The 12,975-nt window shown below is 53.1% G+C and carries 14 protein-coding genes; 4 read left to right on the plus strand and 10 right to left on the minus strand.

Going from position 1 to position 12,975, the window contains the following annotated elements:
* Positions 1 to 3 precede the first annotated feature (3 nt).
* Entirely contained in the window at positions 4 to 777 is a 774-nt protein-coding gene (locus tag GT409_RS03865; RefSeq protein WP_233231607.1) for an alpha/beta hydrolase family esterase, read from the minus strand.
* Between the two features lie 66 nt (positions 778 to 843).
* Here GT409_RS03865 and tsaA point away from each other — a divergent pair, with 66 nt between their 5' ends.
* Both tsaA and GT409_RS03875 read left to right on the plus strand, forming a co-directional pair.
* Positions 844 to 1,524, plus strand: a complete 681-nt coding sequence (gene tsaA / locus GT409_RS03870; RefSeq protein ID WP_160627116.1) for a tRNA (N6-threonylcarbamoyladenosine(37)-N6)-methyltransferase TrmO — start codon at positions 844 to 846, stop codon at positions 1,522 to 1,524.
* Positions 1,525 to 1,569: 45 nt separating this feature from the next.
* A complete protein-coding gene (locus GT409_RS03875; protein ID WP_160627118.1) occupies positions 1,570 to 2,100 on the plus strand; it encodes a hypothetical protein in 531 nt (176 codons plus the stop codon).
* Here the strand turns inward: GT409_RS03875 and mutL are convergent.
* Together mutL and GT409_RS03885 are read right to left on the minus strand one after the other, a co-directional pair.
* Complete coding sequence (mutL, locus tag GT409_RS03880) at positions 2,097 to 3,914, minus strand: DNA mismatch repair endonuclease MutL (protein ID WP_160627120.1); 1,818 nt, start codon at positions 3,912 to 3,914, stop codon at positions 2,097 to 2,099. The two genes, GT409_RS03875 and mutL, sit on opposite strands and share 4 nt — an antisense overlap.
* An 88-nt stretch (positions 3,915 to 4,002) precedes the next feature.
* Positions 4,003 to 4,806 carry an AraC family transcriptional regulator gene (locus GT409_RS03885; protein ID WP_233231608.1) on the minus strand — a complete coding sequence of 268 codons (804 nt, stop codon included), beginning with the start codon at positions 4,804 to 4,806 and terminating at the stop codon, positions 4,003 to 4,005.
* 74 nt (positions 4,807 to 4,880) lie between these two features.
* Between GT409_RS03885 and GT409_RS03890 the strand changes: the two genes are divergently transcribed.
* The gene (locus GT409_RS03890) at positions 4,881 to 5,654 is read left to right on the plus strand and encodes a class I SAM-dependent methyltransferase (protein ID WP_160627125.1); all 774 of its coding nucleotides are present in this window, start codon (positions 4,881 to 4,883) and stop codon (positions 5,652 to 5,654) included.
* Positions 5,655 to 5,672: 18 nt separating this feature from the next.
* On the opposite strand, the gene GT409_RS03895 is transcribed toward GT409_RS03890, so the two are convergent.
* Positions 5,673 to 6,713 (minus strand): S8 family peptidase, encoded by a 1,041-nt coding sequence (locus GT409_RS03895; RefSeq protein ID WP_160627127.1) that lies wholly within the window; start codon positions 6,711 to 6,713, stop codon positions 5,673 to 5,675.
* Positions 6,692 to 7,021 (minus strand): hypothetical protein, encoded by a 330-nt coding sequence (locus GT409_RS03900; protein WP_160627129.1) that lies wholly within the window; start codon positions 7,019 to 7,021, stop codon positions 6,692 to 6,694. Before GT409_RS03900 ends, GT409_RS03895 begins: the two co-directional genes overlap by 22 nt.
* A gap of 143 nt (positions 7,022 to 7,164) precedes the next feature.
* Here GT409_RS03900 and GT409_RS03905 point away from each other — a divergent pair, with 143 nt between their 5' ends.
* Positions 7,165 to 8,112 carry a hypothetical protein gene (locus GT409_RS03905; protein WP_160627131.1) on the plus strand — a complete coding sequence of 316 codons (948 nt, stop codon included), beginning with the start codon at positions 7,165 to 7,167 and terminating at the stop codon, positions 8,110 to 8,112.
* Here GT409_RS03905 and GT409_RS03910 read toward each other — a convergent pair whose 3' ends face one another.
* The 5 genes from GT409_RS03910 to GT409_RS03930 are packed head-to-tail and all read right to left on the minus strand — an operon-like array spanning position 8,113 to position 12,844.
* Positions 8,113 to 8,871 (minus strand): tetratricopeptide repeat protein, encoded by a 759-nt coding sequence (locus tag GT409_RS03910; protein ID WP_160627133.1) that lies wholly within the window; start codon positions 8,869 to 8,871, stop codon positions 8,113 to 8,115.
* A 5-nt stretch (positions 8,872 to 8,876) separates the two neighbouring features.
* Entirely contained in the window at positions 8,877 to 9,857 is a 981-nt protein-coding gene (locus GT409_RS03915) for a CdaR family protein (RefSeq protein ID WP_160627135.1), read from the minus strand.
* The gene (gene cdaA, locus GT409_RS03920) at positions 9,847 to 10,692 is read right to left on the minus strand and encodes a diadenylate cyclase CdaA (protein ID WP_160627137.1); all 846 of its coding nucleotides are present in this window, start codon (positions 10,690 to 10,692) and stop codon (positions 9,847 to 9,849) included. Before cdaA ends, GT409_RS03915 begins: the two co-directional genes overlap by 11 nt.
* A gap of 5 nt (positions 10,693 to 10,697) precedes the next feature.
* Positions 10,698 to 11,549: a dihydropteroate synthase gene (folP, locus tag GT409_RS03925; RefSeq protein ID WP_160627139.1), complete on the minus strand. Its 852-nt coding sequence runs from the start codon at positions 11,547 to 11,549 to the stop codon at positions 10,698 to 10,700.
* Positions 11,550 to 11,605: 56 nt separating this feature from the next.
* Complete coding sequence (locus GT409_RS03930) at positions 11,606 to 12,844, minus strand: hypothetical protein (protein WP_160627141.1); 1,239 nt, start codon at positions 12,842 to 12,844, stop codon at positions 11,606 to 11,608.
* Between the last annotated feature and the right edge of the window lie 131 nt (positions 12,845 to 12,975).

Genomic DNA, 12,975 nt, shown 5'->3' on the forward strand with positions numbered 1-12,975 from the left:
CGCTTATTTCCGGGAATGCTGCTTGAAAAAACGAACCATCAGCTCCGGCGCCTCGGAAGGAAACTGGTGTCCACCTGAATGAATCAGCGTCACCAGCGGCGTACCGCCGGAAGATGGATAAAGCGTCCCGGTCAAGTCACCGGCAGATGGCCACGGCTCTCCTTGTGACGAACAGCCGTTCACACGCTGAACCACTTTCATCATTTTATCCTGCCAGCTGAACTTAACCAACGGATCGTTCTCTCCGGCAATGTGCAAAACCGGAAGCGGCTGAATCTTCCCGATCACTTTCGGATTAAGAGCCCCGGACGGAGCGATAGCGGCAAACAGATCGCCGCGCACGCCCCAGAGCATATAGGTGAAACTTCCGCCATTGGAGTGCCCGGTGCAGTACACACGATTCGTATCGATCCGGTCTTGCAGTGACGCATAGACCGCGTCGAAGAATTTAAGATCACGGTTGATGCGATCATTCGGATCGCAGTTCCATCCGTTTCGTTTGCCTTCCGGATCGGTCAGCTGTCCGGGCGTCGGCAGCCCCTGCATATAAATAACGGCCGCCTCCGGCCACTGGTCCTGAATGGCAAACTTACGAAAGGTATTTCGCATATTCCCGCCGTGCCCATGAAATACAAACACCAGCGGCGGGGTTCCGACATCTTCCGGGAAGCAGACCAGCGCCTCGCGCATCACCCCGCCAATATCCCACGTCCTGACCTCTTCCGCAAAACAGCCTGCGGAAAACAGCAGCAACACAATGATTTGTTTGGCATTCATGATCATTTAACGGCCTTCATTCTCGTTTATTGTTTTGAAACCGCAAATTTTTAATAATGTGAACTCATGAACATTGAACCGATTGGCATTATTCATTCCTGTTTCGAGGAAAAGTTTGGAATCCCGCGGCAGGCAGGTCTGATCAAGAGCGCCACAGCGGCCCTGGAACTTCTCCCGCCCTACAACGTGCAGGAAGCATTGCGCGGAATTGAGGAATTTTCTCATCTTTGGATCGTCTTCGCCTTTCACGAAAGCATCACCACCACATTCCAGCCGACGGTAAGACCTCCGCGGCTCGGCGGCAACACCCGCATCGGTGTATTCGCCACCCGCTCGCCGTTTCGACCCAATCCGATCGGTCTCTCTGTGGTTGAACTGAAACATGTTACCGGCACAACCCTGCAACTGTCCGGCGGCGATTTTCTCGACGGAACGCCGGTGCTGGACATCAAACCCTACATTCCCTACGCCGACTCCATTCCCAACGCAAACGGCGCCTTTGCCAACGCCGCCCCGCTACCGGAAAACACCGTTATCTTTCAACCGGAAGCCGACGCCGTTTTCCAAACATTGGAAAAAGAACAACAGCAGTTGATCCGTGACGTTCTCAGCTACAATCCGCGCCCGGCGTATCAGGTCAATGACCCAGACCGAATCTTCGGGACGACTCTTTGCGACTACCATGTGCAATGGAAACAGGACAAAACTCTCATCACCGTGATGTCTTTATCCTCACGATCAACATAAGACATTTCTTTTGTGCAAATCTTTTGATTGTGATAGAAAACATTTATGAATGTTGATCCGTTCCACTTGAACCGTCCGGTTCATCTCGCACGGCGGGATGTGTTTTACGAACAGGCCAAGCAACTGATCCAAGAGCTTCCAACCCACAAAGATCTGGAAGACCAGCATGAAACCGTCCTAAAAGCGCTCGCACTCTTTCAGGATGCGCTTCACCACGCCAATGCGGCCAATCAGTCGAACGAAACCACCGACAAAGACCTTCGTTTTTCCTATTTTCTCGATGCGTGTGTTGATAACACGCAATCCATCACTCGAATGCTTCGTCGTCAGAGATCGGTGAATTCGAAGGACTCAAATTTGACCACCTTTTTAGGCTCTGAAGACACCTCTGCAAAAATGGCAACCCACTATCGCCGATGTGCCGCGCACATTCTCAAAGGGACTCTCCATCTTCTTTCACATGCAGAGGCCCCCTATCATCATCTTCAGCAGCTAACCTTTGACGCCATGACGTCTGATGAACGGGCGCGTTATGAGAAAGCCCGCAAACACCTTCTGACTGCGGAACAGAATTAACTGCGCCCGAACTTGCGATTAAGTTCCGTAAAGCTTTGAAAAATCAACGTTGGACGTCCGTGCGGGCAGGTGTAGGGCATTTCCGTTTTCGCCAAATCGGAAACCAGCTTTTCAAGCTCTTTGATCGTGAGGCTGTCCCCCGCGCGTACAGCAGCCCGGCAGGCCGCCTGCCCCACCGTTTCACGCAGTGCCTCACGCGTCGCGCGCGCGGCAGCGCCTCCCTTGTCGAGTGCTTTGGCAATGCCGCTGAGGATGACCAGCGGCGATCCCTCCTGCAGATGCACCGGCAGGGCGTCCACCAGAAAGGTGTCCTGTCCGAAGTCGGAAACTCCGAACCCCATCTCCTCCAGCGCCGGAACCTGTCGGCGCAACGCTTCCGCATCAGCCGGCATCAGCTCAATGGTCTCCGGCGTCAAAAGCCGCTGCTGCGCCGGTGAACCGGATATAATGTCACGCATAAATTTTTCGAAGAGAACCCGTTCATGCGCAGCCTGCGGATCCATGAGCACCACTCCGTCTTCTGTTTCGAGCACGGCATACGTACCGCCTGCCTGTCCCAGCACCCGGCACCACTGCCACGGGGCACTGTGCGCCCCTTCCTGCTCGGGATGGACTGTTTCTACGGGTGCGACCTCATCGTTCCTTCTTTCCGGCGGCGTCTCCGGAATTTCTTTCCCCGGCTCCCCTGTGCCTCTGGAGCTTTGTGCCTTTGGAGCTCTATGACTCGGCATCTCAATATCCAACTCATGCTGCTTAATCAGGCGAGGCGCGGGCGCGGGTTTATCGAACGCAAAACTCGGTGCCCGCTTTTCTTCGATTGGCGCGTTCAGCGCCAGCGCTTTTTCAATCGCTGCAATCACACAGTCACGCACGGCCGCGGGACGGCGGAACCGAACTTCTTTTTTAGCCGGATGCACATTCACATCCACAGCGTCGGGGGCTGTCTCAATAAAAATGAATGCCGACGGATGCCGCCCACGGGCCAGCACAGAATGGTAAGCTTCGTTGATGGCATGATAAATCACCGGCGCAGCGGCCGGACGACCGTTAATGAATATGTATTGATCGGACCGATCCTTGCGGCCCGTCTGCGGCAGTCCGGCAAATCCGGTCACTTTTATCGTGTCGGCTTCGAAATCGAGTTCACGCAGATGGCTGAAAAAGGACGGGTTGTACAACTCGGCAATGCGGTCGGCCAGCGATCCGCCGCCGGGCAGTTTATAGAGTTCGCGTCCGTCGGAAACCAATGAAAGGCCCGTTTCCGGGTGCGCCAGAGCATAGACCGCAAACAGCTGGCGGATCTGCGCCAGCTCGGTCGCTTCTGTCCGCAGAAACTTACGCCGCGCAGGTACATTAAAAAACAGGTTACGGATTTCGAAGCGCGTACCGGGCGGACAGCCCGCATCGGCCACATCCTGCAGTTTTCCGCCCGCCACCCGGATTTCCGTTCCGCTCACCTCATCATGCGGACGGGTAATCAGCGCAAAACGCGAAACAGCGGAAATTGAGGAAAGCGCCTCGCCGCGGAAGCCAAGTGTCGCAACGGCTTCAACCTCTTCGGCCGTGCGGATCTTGCTGGTCGCATGGCGTTCGATCGCCATCAGCGCATTGTCGCGATCCATACCGGAGCCGTTATCGGAAATCGCAATCAGCTGCATGCCGCCGCGCACGACCTCCACATCGATCTGGGTCGCACCGGCATCGAGCGCGTTTTCCATCAGCTCCTTCATGACAGAAGCCGGGCGTTCAATTACTTCTCCCGCCGCGATCTTATTGATCACATGATCCGGAAGCATCTGGATTTGGTTTTTCACAGCCGCCCATCATACCGGCTTTTTCAATCATTGGAACCCTATTGCATAGAGACGCTTCATTTTTCCAACCATTGGACGATTATCACGGCTAGAATCGGCCCTTTTCCAGGGTTTGGAAAAACCGGCCCGGCGTGGTGCCGAGTGTTTTGCGAAACATAGCAATGAAAGCACTGAGATTCTGATAGCCGAGATCAAAAGCCACCTGCGTTACGGACTGCCCCTGGCTGAGACGATCAATTGCTTCAAGCAACCGAAGCCGCGTACGCCACTCGCCAAAGGTCATTCCGGTCTCCCGCAAAAAAAGCCGGGACAGCGTACGAGATACCGCACCCGCAGTTTGGGCCCATTCGTCGAGTGTACGGTTATCGTCAGGAGAATGGATCAGATTGACCATGATCTTATGCAAACGTACATCATCACTCATCGGCAGATTAAGCCGGGCCGGTTTTATCTGCTGCAGTTCATCCAATATCACCTGCATAAGCCGGGCGGTCAGATGGCTCCGCTCCATGCGTCCTTCGGTCTCGCCGACGCGCAGAATCAGCTCCCGTAACAAAGGAGTGACATTGAAAACCATACATTGTTCCGGCAGTGACGCTGCGGCGGTCGAATCAATGAACAGATTGCGTATGGACACAGCTCCGGGAAAATAAACCTGATGCTGAACCTGAGAAGGAATCCATACAGCCTGAGCCGGGGGAACCAGCCAGGTGTTTTCCTTTGTAATAACCCGCATAACACCCCGGTTCGCAAAGATGACCTGAGCCCGCGGATGAGCGTGCGACGCAGCACAAACCGCATTTTTGACTTCTGCGCAATACGAAATGACGGGACGGGACGAATCTTCGATAAATCCAGTCTCAACCGGCGGCAAAGATGTCTCTTTTGACATATTCATTGTCTTATTATCGTGAGACAGACCGATAATTACCACCTATTATTTCCCTGAACATTGAGGAGGACCCCATGAAATCGACCGAAAAAGAACATAAGCGACAAATCATTGATCAGTTTTCCAAACAGGCCGTTCCGTTTACTGAACTGCCCGGCCATCTGAGCGCAATTGAAATGCTGACTGAACTGTCGCAGCCGCATAAAGATGATCAGGCACTGGATGTGGCCTGCGGTCCCGGTCTGGTTGCCTGCGCTTTTGCTCCGCAGGTACAGCACATCGAAGGAATCGACATCACACAGGCAATGATTGATCAGGCTCAGAAACGTCAACAGGAAGAAGATCTGAAGAACATCAGCTGGAAAACCGGAACCGTTGATCCACTGCCTTATGGCAGCGAAAGCTTCTCTCTGGTCATCACCCGCTACAGTTTCCACCATTTTCTGCACCCGCGCAATGTGCTGAGCGAAATGATTCGCGTCTGCCGGCCCGGCGGCCGAATCCTGGTGGCCGATGCCGTTCTGCCTGCAGACAAGGCGGAAGCATACGACCGAATGGAAAAACTGCGCGATTCGTCCCATACCCGTGTATTAAAAACCGGTGAGCTGGACAATTGGTTCAAATCGTTCGGCTTAACAGAATGCCGGCAGTGCGGCTATTCGGTGGACGTGGAACTGGAAGCCCAGCTGAATGCTTCGTTTCCCGAACCGGGCGACGAAGTGCACTTGCGCAAAATGATCACCAACGACATCGGGAAAAATGCACTTGGAATTAATGCCCGGAAACAAAACGAAGCAATCTGGTTTTCCTATCCGATTTCCGTTTATGCCGGCCGAAAATCATTCTGAACAATCCAGTTTTTCCAATTATTTAGCGAGGAGATGGCGAACCTCGTCTTCGGAAAGGTAGCGGTCATCACCGGCAGCTTCAATAAGTGCGGCGACGGTGTCCGAGGCAGAAGCGTTGGGGTTGTGCTGCATGTAGAGCCCGGCGACGTGAGAAACATACGCTGTGGCAACGGAGGTACCCTGCGATCCGCCGGCGGATCCGGGAGCGATAATGTCGACAAAATTTCCGCGGTTTGAATACTCGGTGTACTGCCCGTCTGCAGTTCCGGCGGCAACGCCGATGACACCGGGATAAGCGGCGGGATATATGGAACGACCGGTATTTTCATTGCCGACAGCGGCAAAAACGGGCGAACCGCTGTTGATGGCATAGCGCACAGCAGTCTCAATGAATTTGCTGGGGGTTTCGGTTCCCCAACTGAGGCTGACGGGACCGGAACTGTTTTCAACGGCATGCGTCATGGCATTCATGAGGGTGTATGAGTCGGCCGAGCCGTCATCGGCAAAAGCTTTGACAATCACGACCGGCACCCCCTCTCCCACCGGCGTACGGTACGGATCAACCAGTCCGGCGGCGAGTTTGGCCATTAGGGTTCCGTGACCCACAGCATCCGCAGTGAGCGGCGCATTCGGGTTGGTGGCGTCATACGCACTGAGCACAGCGGAACTCAGCGCTTCATCGGCAATCAAACCGGAATCGAGAACGGCTACGGCCATTTCTCCGTTGCCGGACGGTGGAATCCACTGAGGTTTCTCGCCCGTCGAGGTTCCGCCGGGCAAAAGCTCGGGCAGATCATACACATAGTTGGGTTCAGCGAGAGAGATGGCGGGGTCATTGGCAAGCTGTTCGGCGAGCTCAGGAACATTGATGTTTTCCGGCAATAAAATCCGGTAGACACCAAGTGTTTCGCTGGCTTCCATGACGGTACCGCCAGTGCGGGCGAGAAAAGCCTGCAGGTCTTCCATGGATGTTCCGAGCCCGAACCCAACCAGAATTTCACGGGCGAGATAACGGGTATGCCCGTCGATGGCGGTTACTACCCGACGGGAAATTCCCAAAGGCTCCGTTTGCTCGGGAAAGCCTTTACGATAAACGCGAATTCCGTTGAGAACAATACGGCTGCCGAGCGGACTGCTTTGGCGCCGCCAGTCGAGAAAATAATCGTGGGGACAATCAGGTCGCCCAGAGCTTTTTCCAGATCAACGCCCTGCCAATTTCCGGAAACCGATTTCTGCACTCCAGGATCCATTTCCACATTGATGCCCGCGGCGGAAAAATGTGCCAGCAGAGTATTCAGTGGCTCATTTTCCACCTGCAGCCACAGACGGTCCTGATCAATCCTGAATTCAGAAACAGTCCCGGTCACAGAAACGGCTGTGATAAGCAACAAACAGAATGTAAGAAGCCGAATCATTCCGAAAACGATAGCAGGCGAATGAACAAATGGCAACCAACCCGGTCTAACAGTACATTGACGATATTTTACAGGAGGCGTAGTATTTCCGCTCTATGAAACGAATTGTACAGAGTGCTGTTCTGACAGCGGTTTTTTTTGGTTCCGCAATTGCTGATGACGGACTGGATTCCGCATTGGCGGCATTGAAAAAGAAAACTCAGCGGTACAACTATTCAACACAAGCCAATCTGCAAAACCAGAATCTGGCCGTCCCTGAAGAACAGAGCGAAGAAGATAAAGCGCTGGATGAAAAACTCCGGAAGATTGAAAAAGAGCTCGATCACAGCTTGGCGCGTCCCTCCCGAGGCCCGGCCGCTCCGCGAATGTCTGCTCCCAGATCCCGACCGCAGGAAGAGCGCAACTGGCTGACCCCGGCGCTGCTCGACAATACAGCATTAGCAGAAGATACGGTTGATTCAGAAGAACCATCATGGGTTGAAAATGAACTGGAGCGACAAAAAAGCATTCGATTGGAACAGGACGCCCTGAAAGAGGTCTCCGCACAGGAACAAAGATTCAATAATACATTCCAATCGAGGCAAGAGTCTCCTTTTTCTGATCTAAAAGGATACAATCAGTCGCTAAAGGACCGTCTTTCTGTCCAATCTTCCTCGGATCAAACCAGCGATGAATCCCGGCGCGGGCTGTTCGGATCCGCAAAAGAACGTCCCGTCAGCCCGTTCAGCCTGTCAGGCAGAAGAGAAAAGGAGCAACAGGAAGCTTCCGAAGGACTCTTTTCATCCCGGAAATCATCCATATCAACATTCGGCATACAACCATATTCTGAAACACAGAGTCCCTCCAGCATCTCTACTTACAACAGGAACGTGAACTCTGGAGTTTCCCCAACAGCACCGCGCAGCTTACGCCCGTCATGGAAAGATCAGGAAACACAGCAACTGTCCCCGATTGAAAAAGTCCGAAAAGCCTCGCCCGCCTATAAAGCCGACCCGTTTTCGGATGATTTCATGCCTAAAATCAAAGGCAGCATCTGGGATTGATTATTGGTCTCTCTTGAACCCCTTCAGCATATCCGACGCTTCTTTCGCGAGTTTGATTTTAGACAGCTGCTCCTGAAATGAACGCAGAGATTCTTCGTGATCCCCTTCGATTCGCTCCAACAAAAGCAGTGCCTGTTCGGCAGAACGCAACGCTTTGTCATAATCCCCGGAAACATAATAGGCTTCAGCAAGAGTATTCCACACGGACGGCATAGTCGGAGCAAACAGAAGAGCTTCGCGGCTGTGCCGCAAAGCCAAAGAAACGCTCCGCACCTCCGGACCAATCGCATAACACCAAGCCAGATTGTTATGCGCCAACGGATTTTCCGGCTCCAGTTCCAATTGCTTCTGAAACATAGCCACAGCGTCTTTAAACCGGTCCATTTGCACATAAAGCGAGCCGAGACGCATCAATGTCTGCTCATCGTCGGGATGAACCTCTAAAGCACGGAGATACGCCCGTTCCGCCTCTTCAAATTCACCTTCGTCTGCATATTCGATACCGGTAGACAGCAGAAACGATGCTTTTGTATTCCGACCCGCATTGATGGACTCGGCCTTCTCCTCCGTTTCTGAACGGCGCGAATCATCGGTTAAAATATGAACCGGCTGCGCACTGGAACTCTGAGGCCCCGTCGGCAACGTAATGCTTCCCTCCGGGAGCTTATTGGTAACCACCGGCTCAATCGGCAACCCCTGCGCCGAAACGGCAACCACTAAAACCAATTCAAACAAAACAATCAGAAACAAGCGCATCATAAACATCACAACGTTTTAACCGTCACCTGCACAACAGACGGTTCTATTTTTTCCACCTGAATACCGGACGGCAGATCTACACGCACCGGCATTTCATACTCTGTGGGTTCTGTCAGTTCCGTGCAATCAATATAAGTATAGATATCTTTGGTATCCAGCGCCTCAATACGCTGAGGACTGCCTTTCAAAACCACATCCACCCGGTCGGGCCGGATTTTGACAACTCTTGTATCATCAGAAGCCAGCAATGGGCGTACCAGGCTTTTCTCAACCCGACGCACCGCAAAGTGTTCCTCCAATATTAAATCCACAGATACCCGGTCCGGCATAGCAACCCACGCCTGTCCATCCGAAGCAATATTCACATGGGTTTTAAACGAATTGTAGCGGCCGTCCAGACTGATGGGAACCGTGCGGACCTGCTCCAGATTTATCAATCGGCGCTCCGCACCACGAACCCGGACCGATGCCGGCTCGCAGACAGTCTGTTCCAGCTGGATCCCCTCCGGCAGTTCACCTTCCAGAGAGGCTTTCACAGGCAGGACCCTCTCCACCTCGCGGTCAATTGTCACAGTCACTTCCGATGGCTGAAACAGCACTGCATGTGCACGGGAAGGAGCTTTTACATAACGTGATGAAAACTTGATGGTCTGCCGCAGCCGACCGGAACGATCCGCGATATCCATTTCAACCGACACCTGATCGCGACTGATAAAGCGAATATCATCCCGAGAACCACGAAAGCGAATACTCACAACATCCGTAGACTGGTCCAGCACCGCGAGGCCCGGTCCGGCGGTAATTGTAACCGGCACATCCTGCACCACCACTTCATAGCTGGTGCTTTCACGAACCCCCTGCCAAACCGCAAAAGCCAGCACCAGACAAATCAGCTTCAGAATCCAGTTACGGCTCATGGTGCCCCAGAACGGAGCCAGACTGACCCCGGCTAAACGCTCAAACATCGATTTGAGTCTATCGCCCATCAGACCCCTCTCCGAAAATAAAGCTCATCTGGCCCCGCTCAGAATTGTTGCGTCGGGTCATCCGGCGCAGGCCGCCGGTTTCTCGCCCGAGGAACGTCGAAAGAATTCGGCGCAGGTGCGCACCGTCAAATCCGCGTTTCAGTCGGCCGTTGTAAGCAATGGATATCACTCCAGTCTCCTCCGAAACCACCACGACAATCGTATCCGACTCTTCCGTCATGCCAATCGCTGCGCGATGACGAGTTCCCAGATTGCGGGCAATATCATCATTCTGCGTCAAAGGGAACACGCACCCGGCAGCCGCAACGCGGTCCTCACTGATAATCACCCCTCCATCGTGCAAGGGTGCACCGGGATAAAACAGTGCCGCCAGCAACTCTGCAGTCACCTCGCTGTTCAACGGCGTTCCCGTATCCTGGATGGCCTTGGTTTCCACCGACCGCTCAATGGCAATCAGTGCACCGATTTTACGAGCCGCAAGCAGTTGCACCGCATCGGCAATCGGATCCGCAAGGATCTTGCGCGCCTTGGATGCTACAAAATTCTCCTGCCGACCGATCCGGGCCAGAGCCCGGCGGATTTCAGGATGAAAAATCACAATCAATGCAAACGTAGAAAATCCCACCAGTTTCTGCAACAGCCAGCTAAGCGTTGTCAGATTGCTCAACTCCGTCACCAGAATCAACCCGGCAAGGAGAATCATCAATCCGGTAAAAACGGCGGACCCCCGAGTACCGCGGAACAGTTTCAGCAACGAATAAAAAATTATCGCGAGAATCAGAATCTCAATCCACCCGGTCACACCGGGATTTTCTATGCCGTTCAGCCAGTTCATTTACGTTATCCTTGAAAACGCAGTCTATCCACAAGCCGGACAGCATCGCAAGATTCCTTTACATCATGCACCCGCAAAATCGAGGCCCCGCGCATCACCGAAAAAACTCCGGTCGCCAGACTGCCCGCCAGCCGCTCATGCACCTCCCGACCGAGCAGCCGTCCAAACAGGCTCTTGCGGCTCACCCCGATCAGCACCGGCCGGCCCGTCGCCGCCAGGTTCGGAATATTGTTCAGCAAAGCCAGATTATGCTCATCCGTCTTCCCGAACCCGATGCCGGGATCCAGACAGATCTGCTCCTCGGCCACGCCCTGCTGCATCACCGCCGCCATGCGCTCCTCAAGAAACTTTCGAACCTCGAAAACCGCATCGCCATACTGCGGATCCTCCTGCATGGTTTGCGGCAGCCCCTGCATATGCATCAGCACCAGCCCCGCACCGGCCTCCGCCACCACAGCCGCCATTGCCGGATCAGCACAAGCCGAGACATCATTGATAATATCTGCGCCGGCGGCCACCGCCGCGCGCGCGACCTCCGCCTTCATCGTATCGATCGAAATCAGACAGTTGCTCTGCTCGCGAATTTTTCCAATGATTGGAACCGTGCGCTCAATTTCTTCCAATGCCTGGACGGGCTCTGAACCGGGCCGGGTCGATTCCCCGCCAATATCGATGATGTCCGCCCCCGACTGAAGCATCTCCAGCGCGTGTTCAACACCTTTTTCCAGAGATTTAAACTTTCCTCCGTCCGAAAACGAATCCGGTGTTGCATTGAGGATTCCCATCACCAGCGTGCGTTCCGCGCAGTCGATTTTCCGACCCCGGCAGCTCCAGATAATTTTCTTTTTTCCAGACATTGAAAAAAAGCTACCCGATTTTTTCGAGGGTTGGAAACCCAAACCGTGCCAAGCGGTCACGGAAGGCGATAGACCTTTGCATAAGTTCCCTCATTGAACCCGTACAGGGATATAATATCGGACCAGAACATGAAAATCCACGGACGATACGAAAGGAAACCGTTTTTTGTGTAGAAGATGTCGTCGGCGATATAAACGGTAGAATGGATCGGCTCGTCCGTCTCCTGATTGAACAAAACAACAACATCTCCGAACTGGAGATCACCTTTGGCCGGAATAAAATACGTTTTGAACACATCCGCCCATTCGTCCGAATGCACATCGCGCCATTCCGGAACAATGCCATAAAACTCCATACAAGCTAAGTGGCAATAAATCTTGCTGTCCTTTTCAGGAAAAGTATAAAGCCGTTTTCGAGCTGTAGACGGAAGGAGGTGTATCACATCCAGCTTTTCAACGCCTCGCGTCTCGGCAATTGAATTGAAAATCGGCAGGACCTCTTTCCGACGATTGTCGATCGCCCAGTAGTTACGAATAGAATTCAAACGACTGTCATCATTGATGGTCAGCCGCAGCATCAGCGTGCGCGTCCTGAACAACGACCGCAGAAAACTATTTCTCTCTTCCGGATCCGTAATACGGGAAAGAACATACGGTACATCACTGAAAACGACGATTCCCTTTTGAGAATAACACAAAGAACGGATTAACTCTGCACTTTGCAGGGTCAATCCGGCACCTGTGTACCAACTGACCGGATCACCGGATTCAATAACGATTGGATACGCATAATACGGGTTCTTTTCCGGCCAACGCCGCAAAAGCATGCGCAGTCTGGAACGAATCTCCGGCGTTAATGTCATGATCAATCGACCTGTCGGAACAATGCGAAGCTCTTTTGAAACAATGGACATATAAGAATTCTTCTGCAAAACAGATTTGCTGATTCCTATCTTCTCCAGCTTCCTGATGGCCTCTGCCTCTGTGTGGCCCGGAAAACACCAATACATCTGCTCTGAGAACAACTCCGCGTTATCCTCCGTATTTGGATGCTGAAGATAGAATATATAATATTCCAAATCGCCCCATGGTCCGTCATGAGCCGGGTGAGTCTGACGCAATTCCGAATCGGAGTCCTGTTCAGAAAACTGCGAGTCCGGCAAAGCACCATACGGCGTACTGATCAGTCTGGAACGGGCGCCGATAGCCAGCTTGAAATGCTGATTCTCTCCAAACACGCACATAGCGGACCCGAAAACGATCAGAACTCTTAAAACCAGAAAATAACGTGTCATAATCCACCTTTATAAAAAGGATCGAAAAATACGTTTCACAACCCGAAACCACAAGCCCCAAAACTACCGGACTGCCGACTCTCATTCCGGGCAAATCCGAACCTATGCGCTTGTATTTCGACGGGAAGCCT

The sequence above is a fragment of the Tichowtungia aerotolerans genome, assembly GCF_009905215.1.
Taxonomy (GTDB): Bacteria; Verrucomicrobiota; Kiritimatiellia; order Kiritimatiellales; family Tichowtungiaceae; genus Tichowtungia; species Tichowtungia aerotolerans.

Bases quoted from the DNA above. Each gene is read 5' to 3' on its own strand.
- cdaA (WP_160627137.1), bottom strand. From the start codon at position 10,692: ATGAACTGGCTGAACGGCATAGAAAATCCCGGTGTGACCGGGTGGATT.
- tsaA (WP_160627116.1), top strand. From the start codon at position 844: ATGAACATTGAACCGATTGGCATTATTCATTCCTGTTTCGAGGAAAAG.
- GT409_RS03930 (WP_160627141.1), bottom strand. From the start codon at position 12,844: ATGACACGTTATTTTCTGGTTTTAAGAGTTCTGATCGTTTTCGGGTCC.
- GT409_RS03890 (WP_160627125.1), top strand. From the start codon at position 4,881: ATGAAATCGACCGAAAAAGAACATAAGCGACAAATCATTGATCAGTTT.
- GT409_RS03910 (WP_160627133.1), bottom strand. From the start codon at position 8,871: ATGATGCGCTTGTTTCTGATTGTTTTGTTTGAATTGGTTTTAGTGGTT.
- GT409_RS03885 (WP_233231608.1), bottom strand. From the start codon at position 4,806: ATGTCAAAAGAGACATCTTTGCCGCCGGTTGAGACTGGATTTATCGAA.
- GT409_RS03915 (WP_160627135.1), bottom strand. From the start codon at position 9,857: ATGGGCGATAGACTCAAATCGATGTTTGAGCGTTTAGCCGGGGTCAGT.
- folP (WP_160627139.1), bottom strand. From the start codon at position 11,549: ATGTCTGGAAAAAAGAAAATTATCTGGAGCTGCCGGGGTCGGAAAATC.
- GT409_RS03905 (WP_160627131.1), top strand. From the start codon at position 7,165: ATGAAACGAATTGTACAGAGTGCTGTTCTGACAGCGGTTTTTTTTGGT.
- GT409_RS03875 (WP_160627118.1), top strand. From the start codon at position 1,570: ATGAATGTTGATCCGTTCCACTTGAACCGTCCGGTTCATCTCGCACGG.
- GT409_RS03865 (WP_233231607.1), bottom strand. From the start codon at position 777: ATGAATGCCAAACAAATCATTGTGTTGCTGCTGTTTTCCGCAGGCTGT.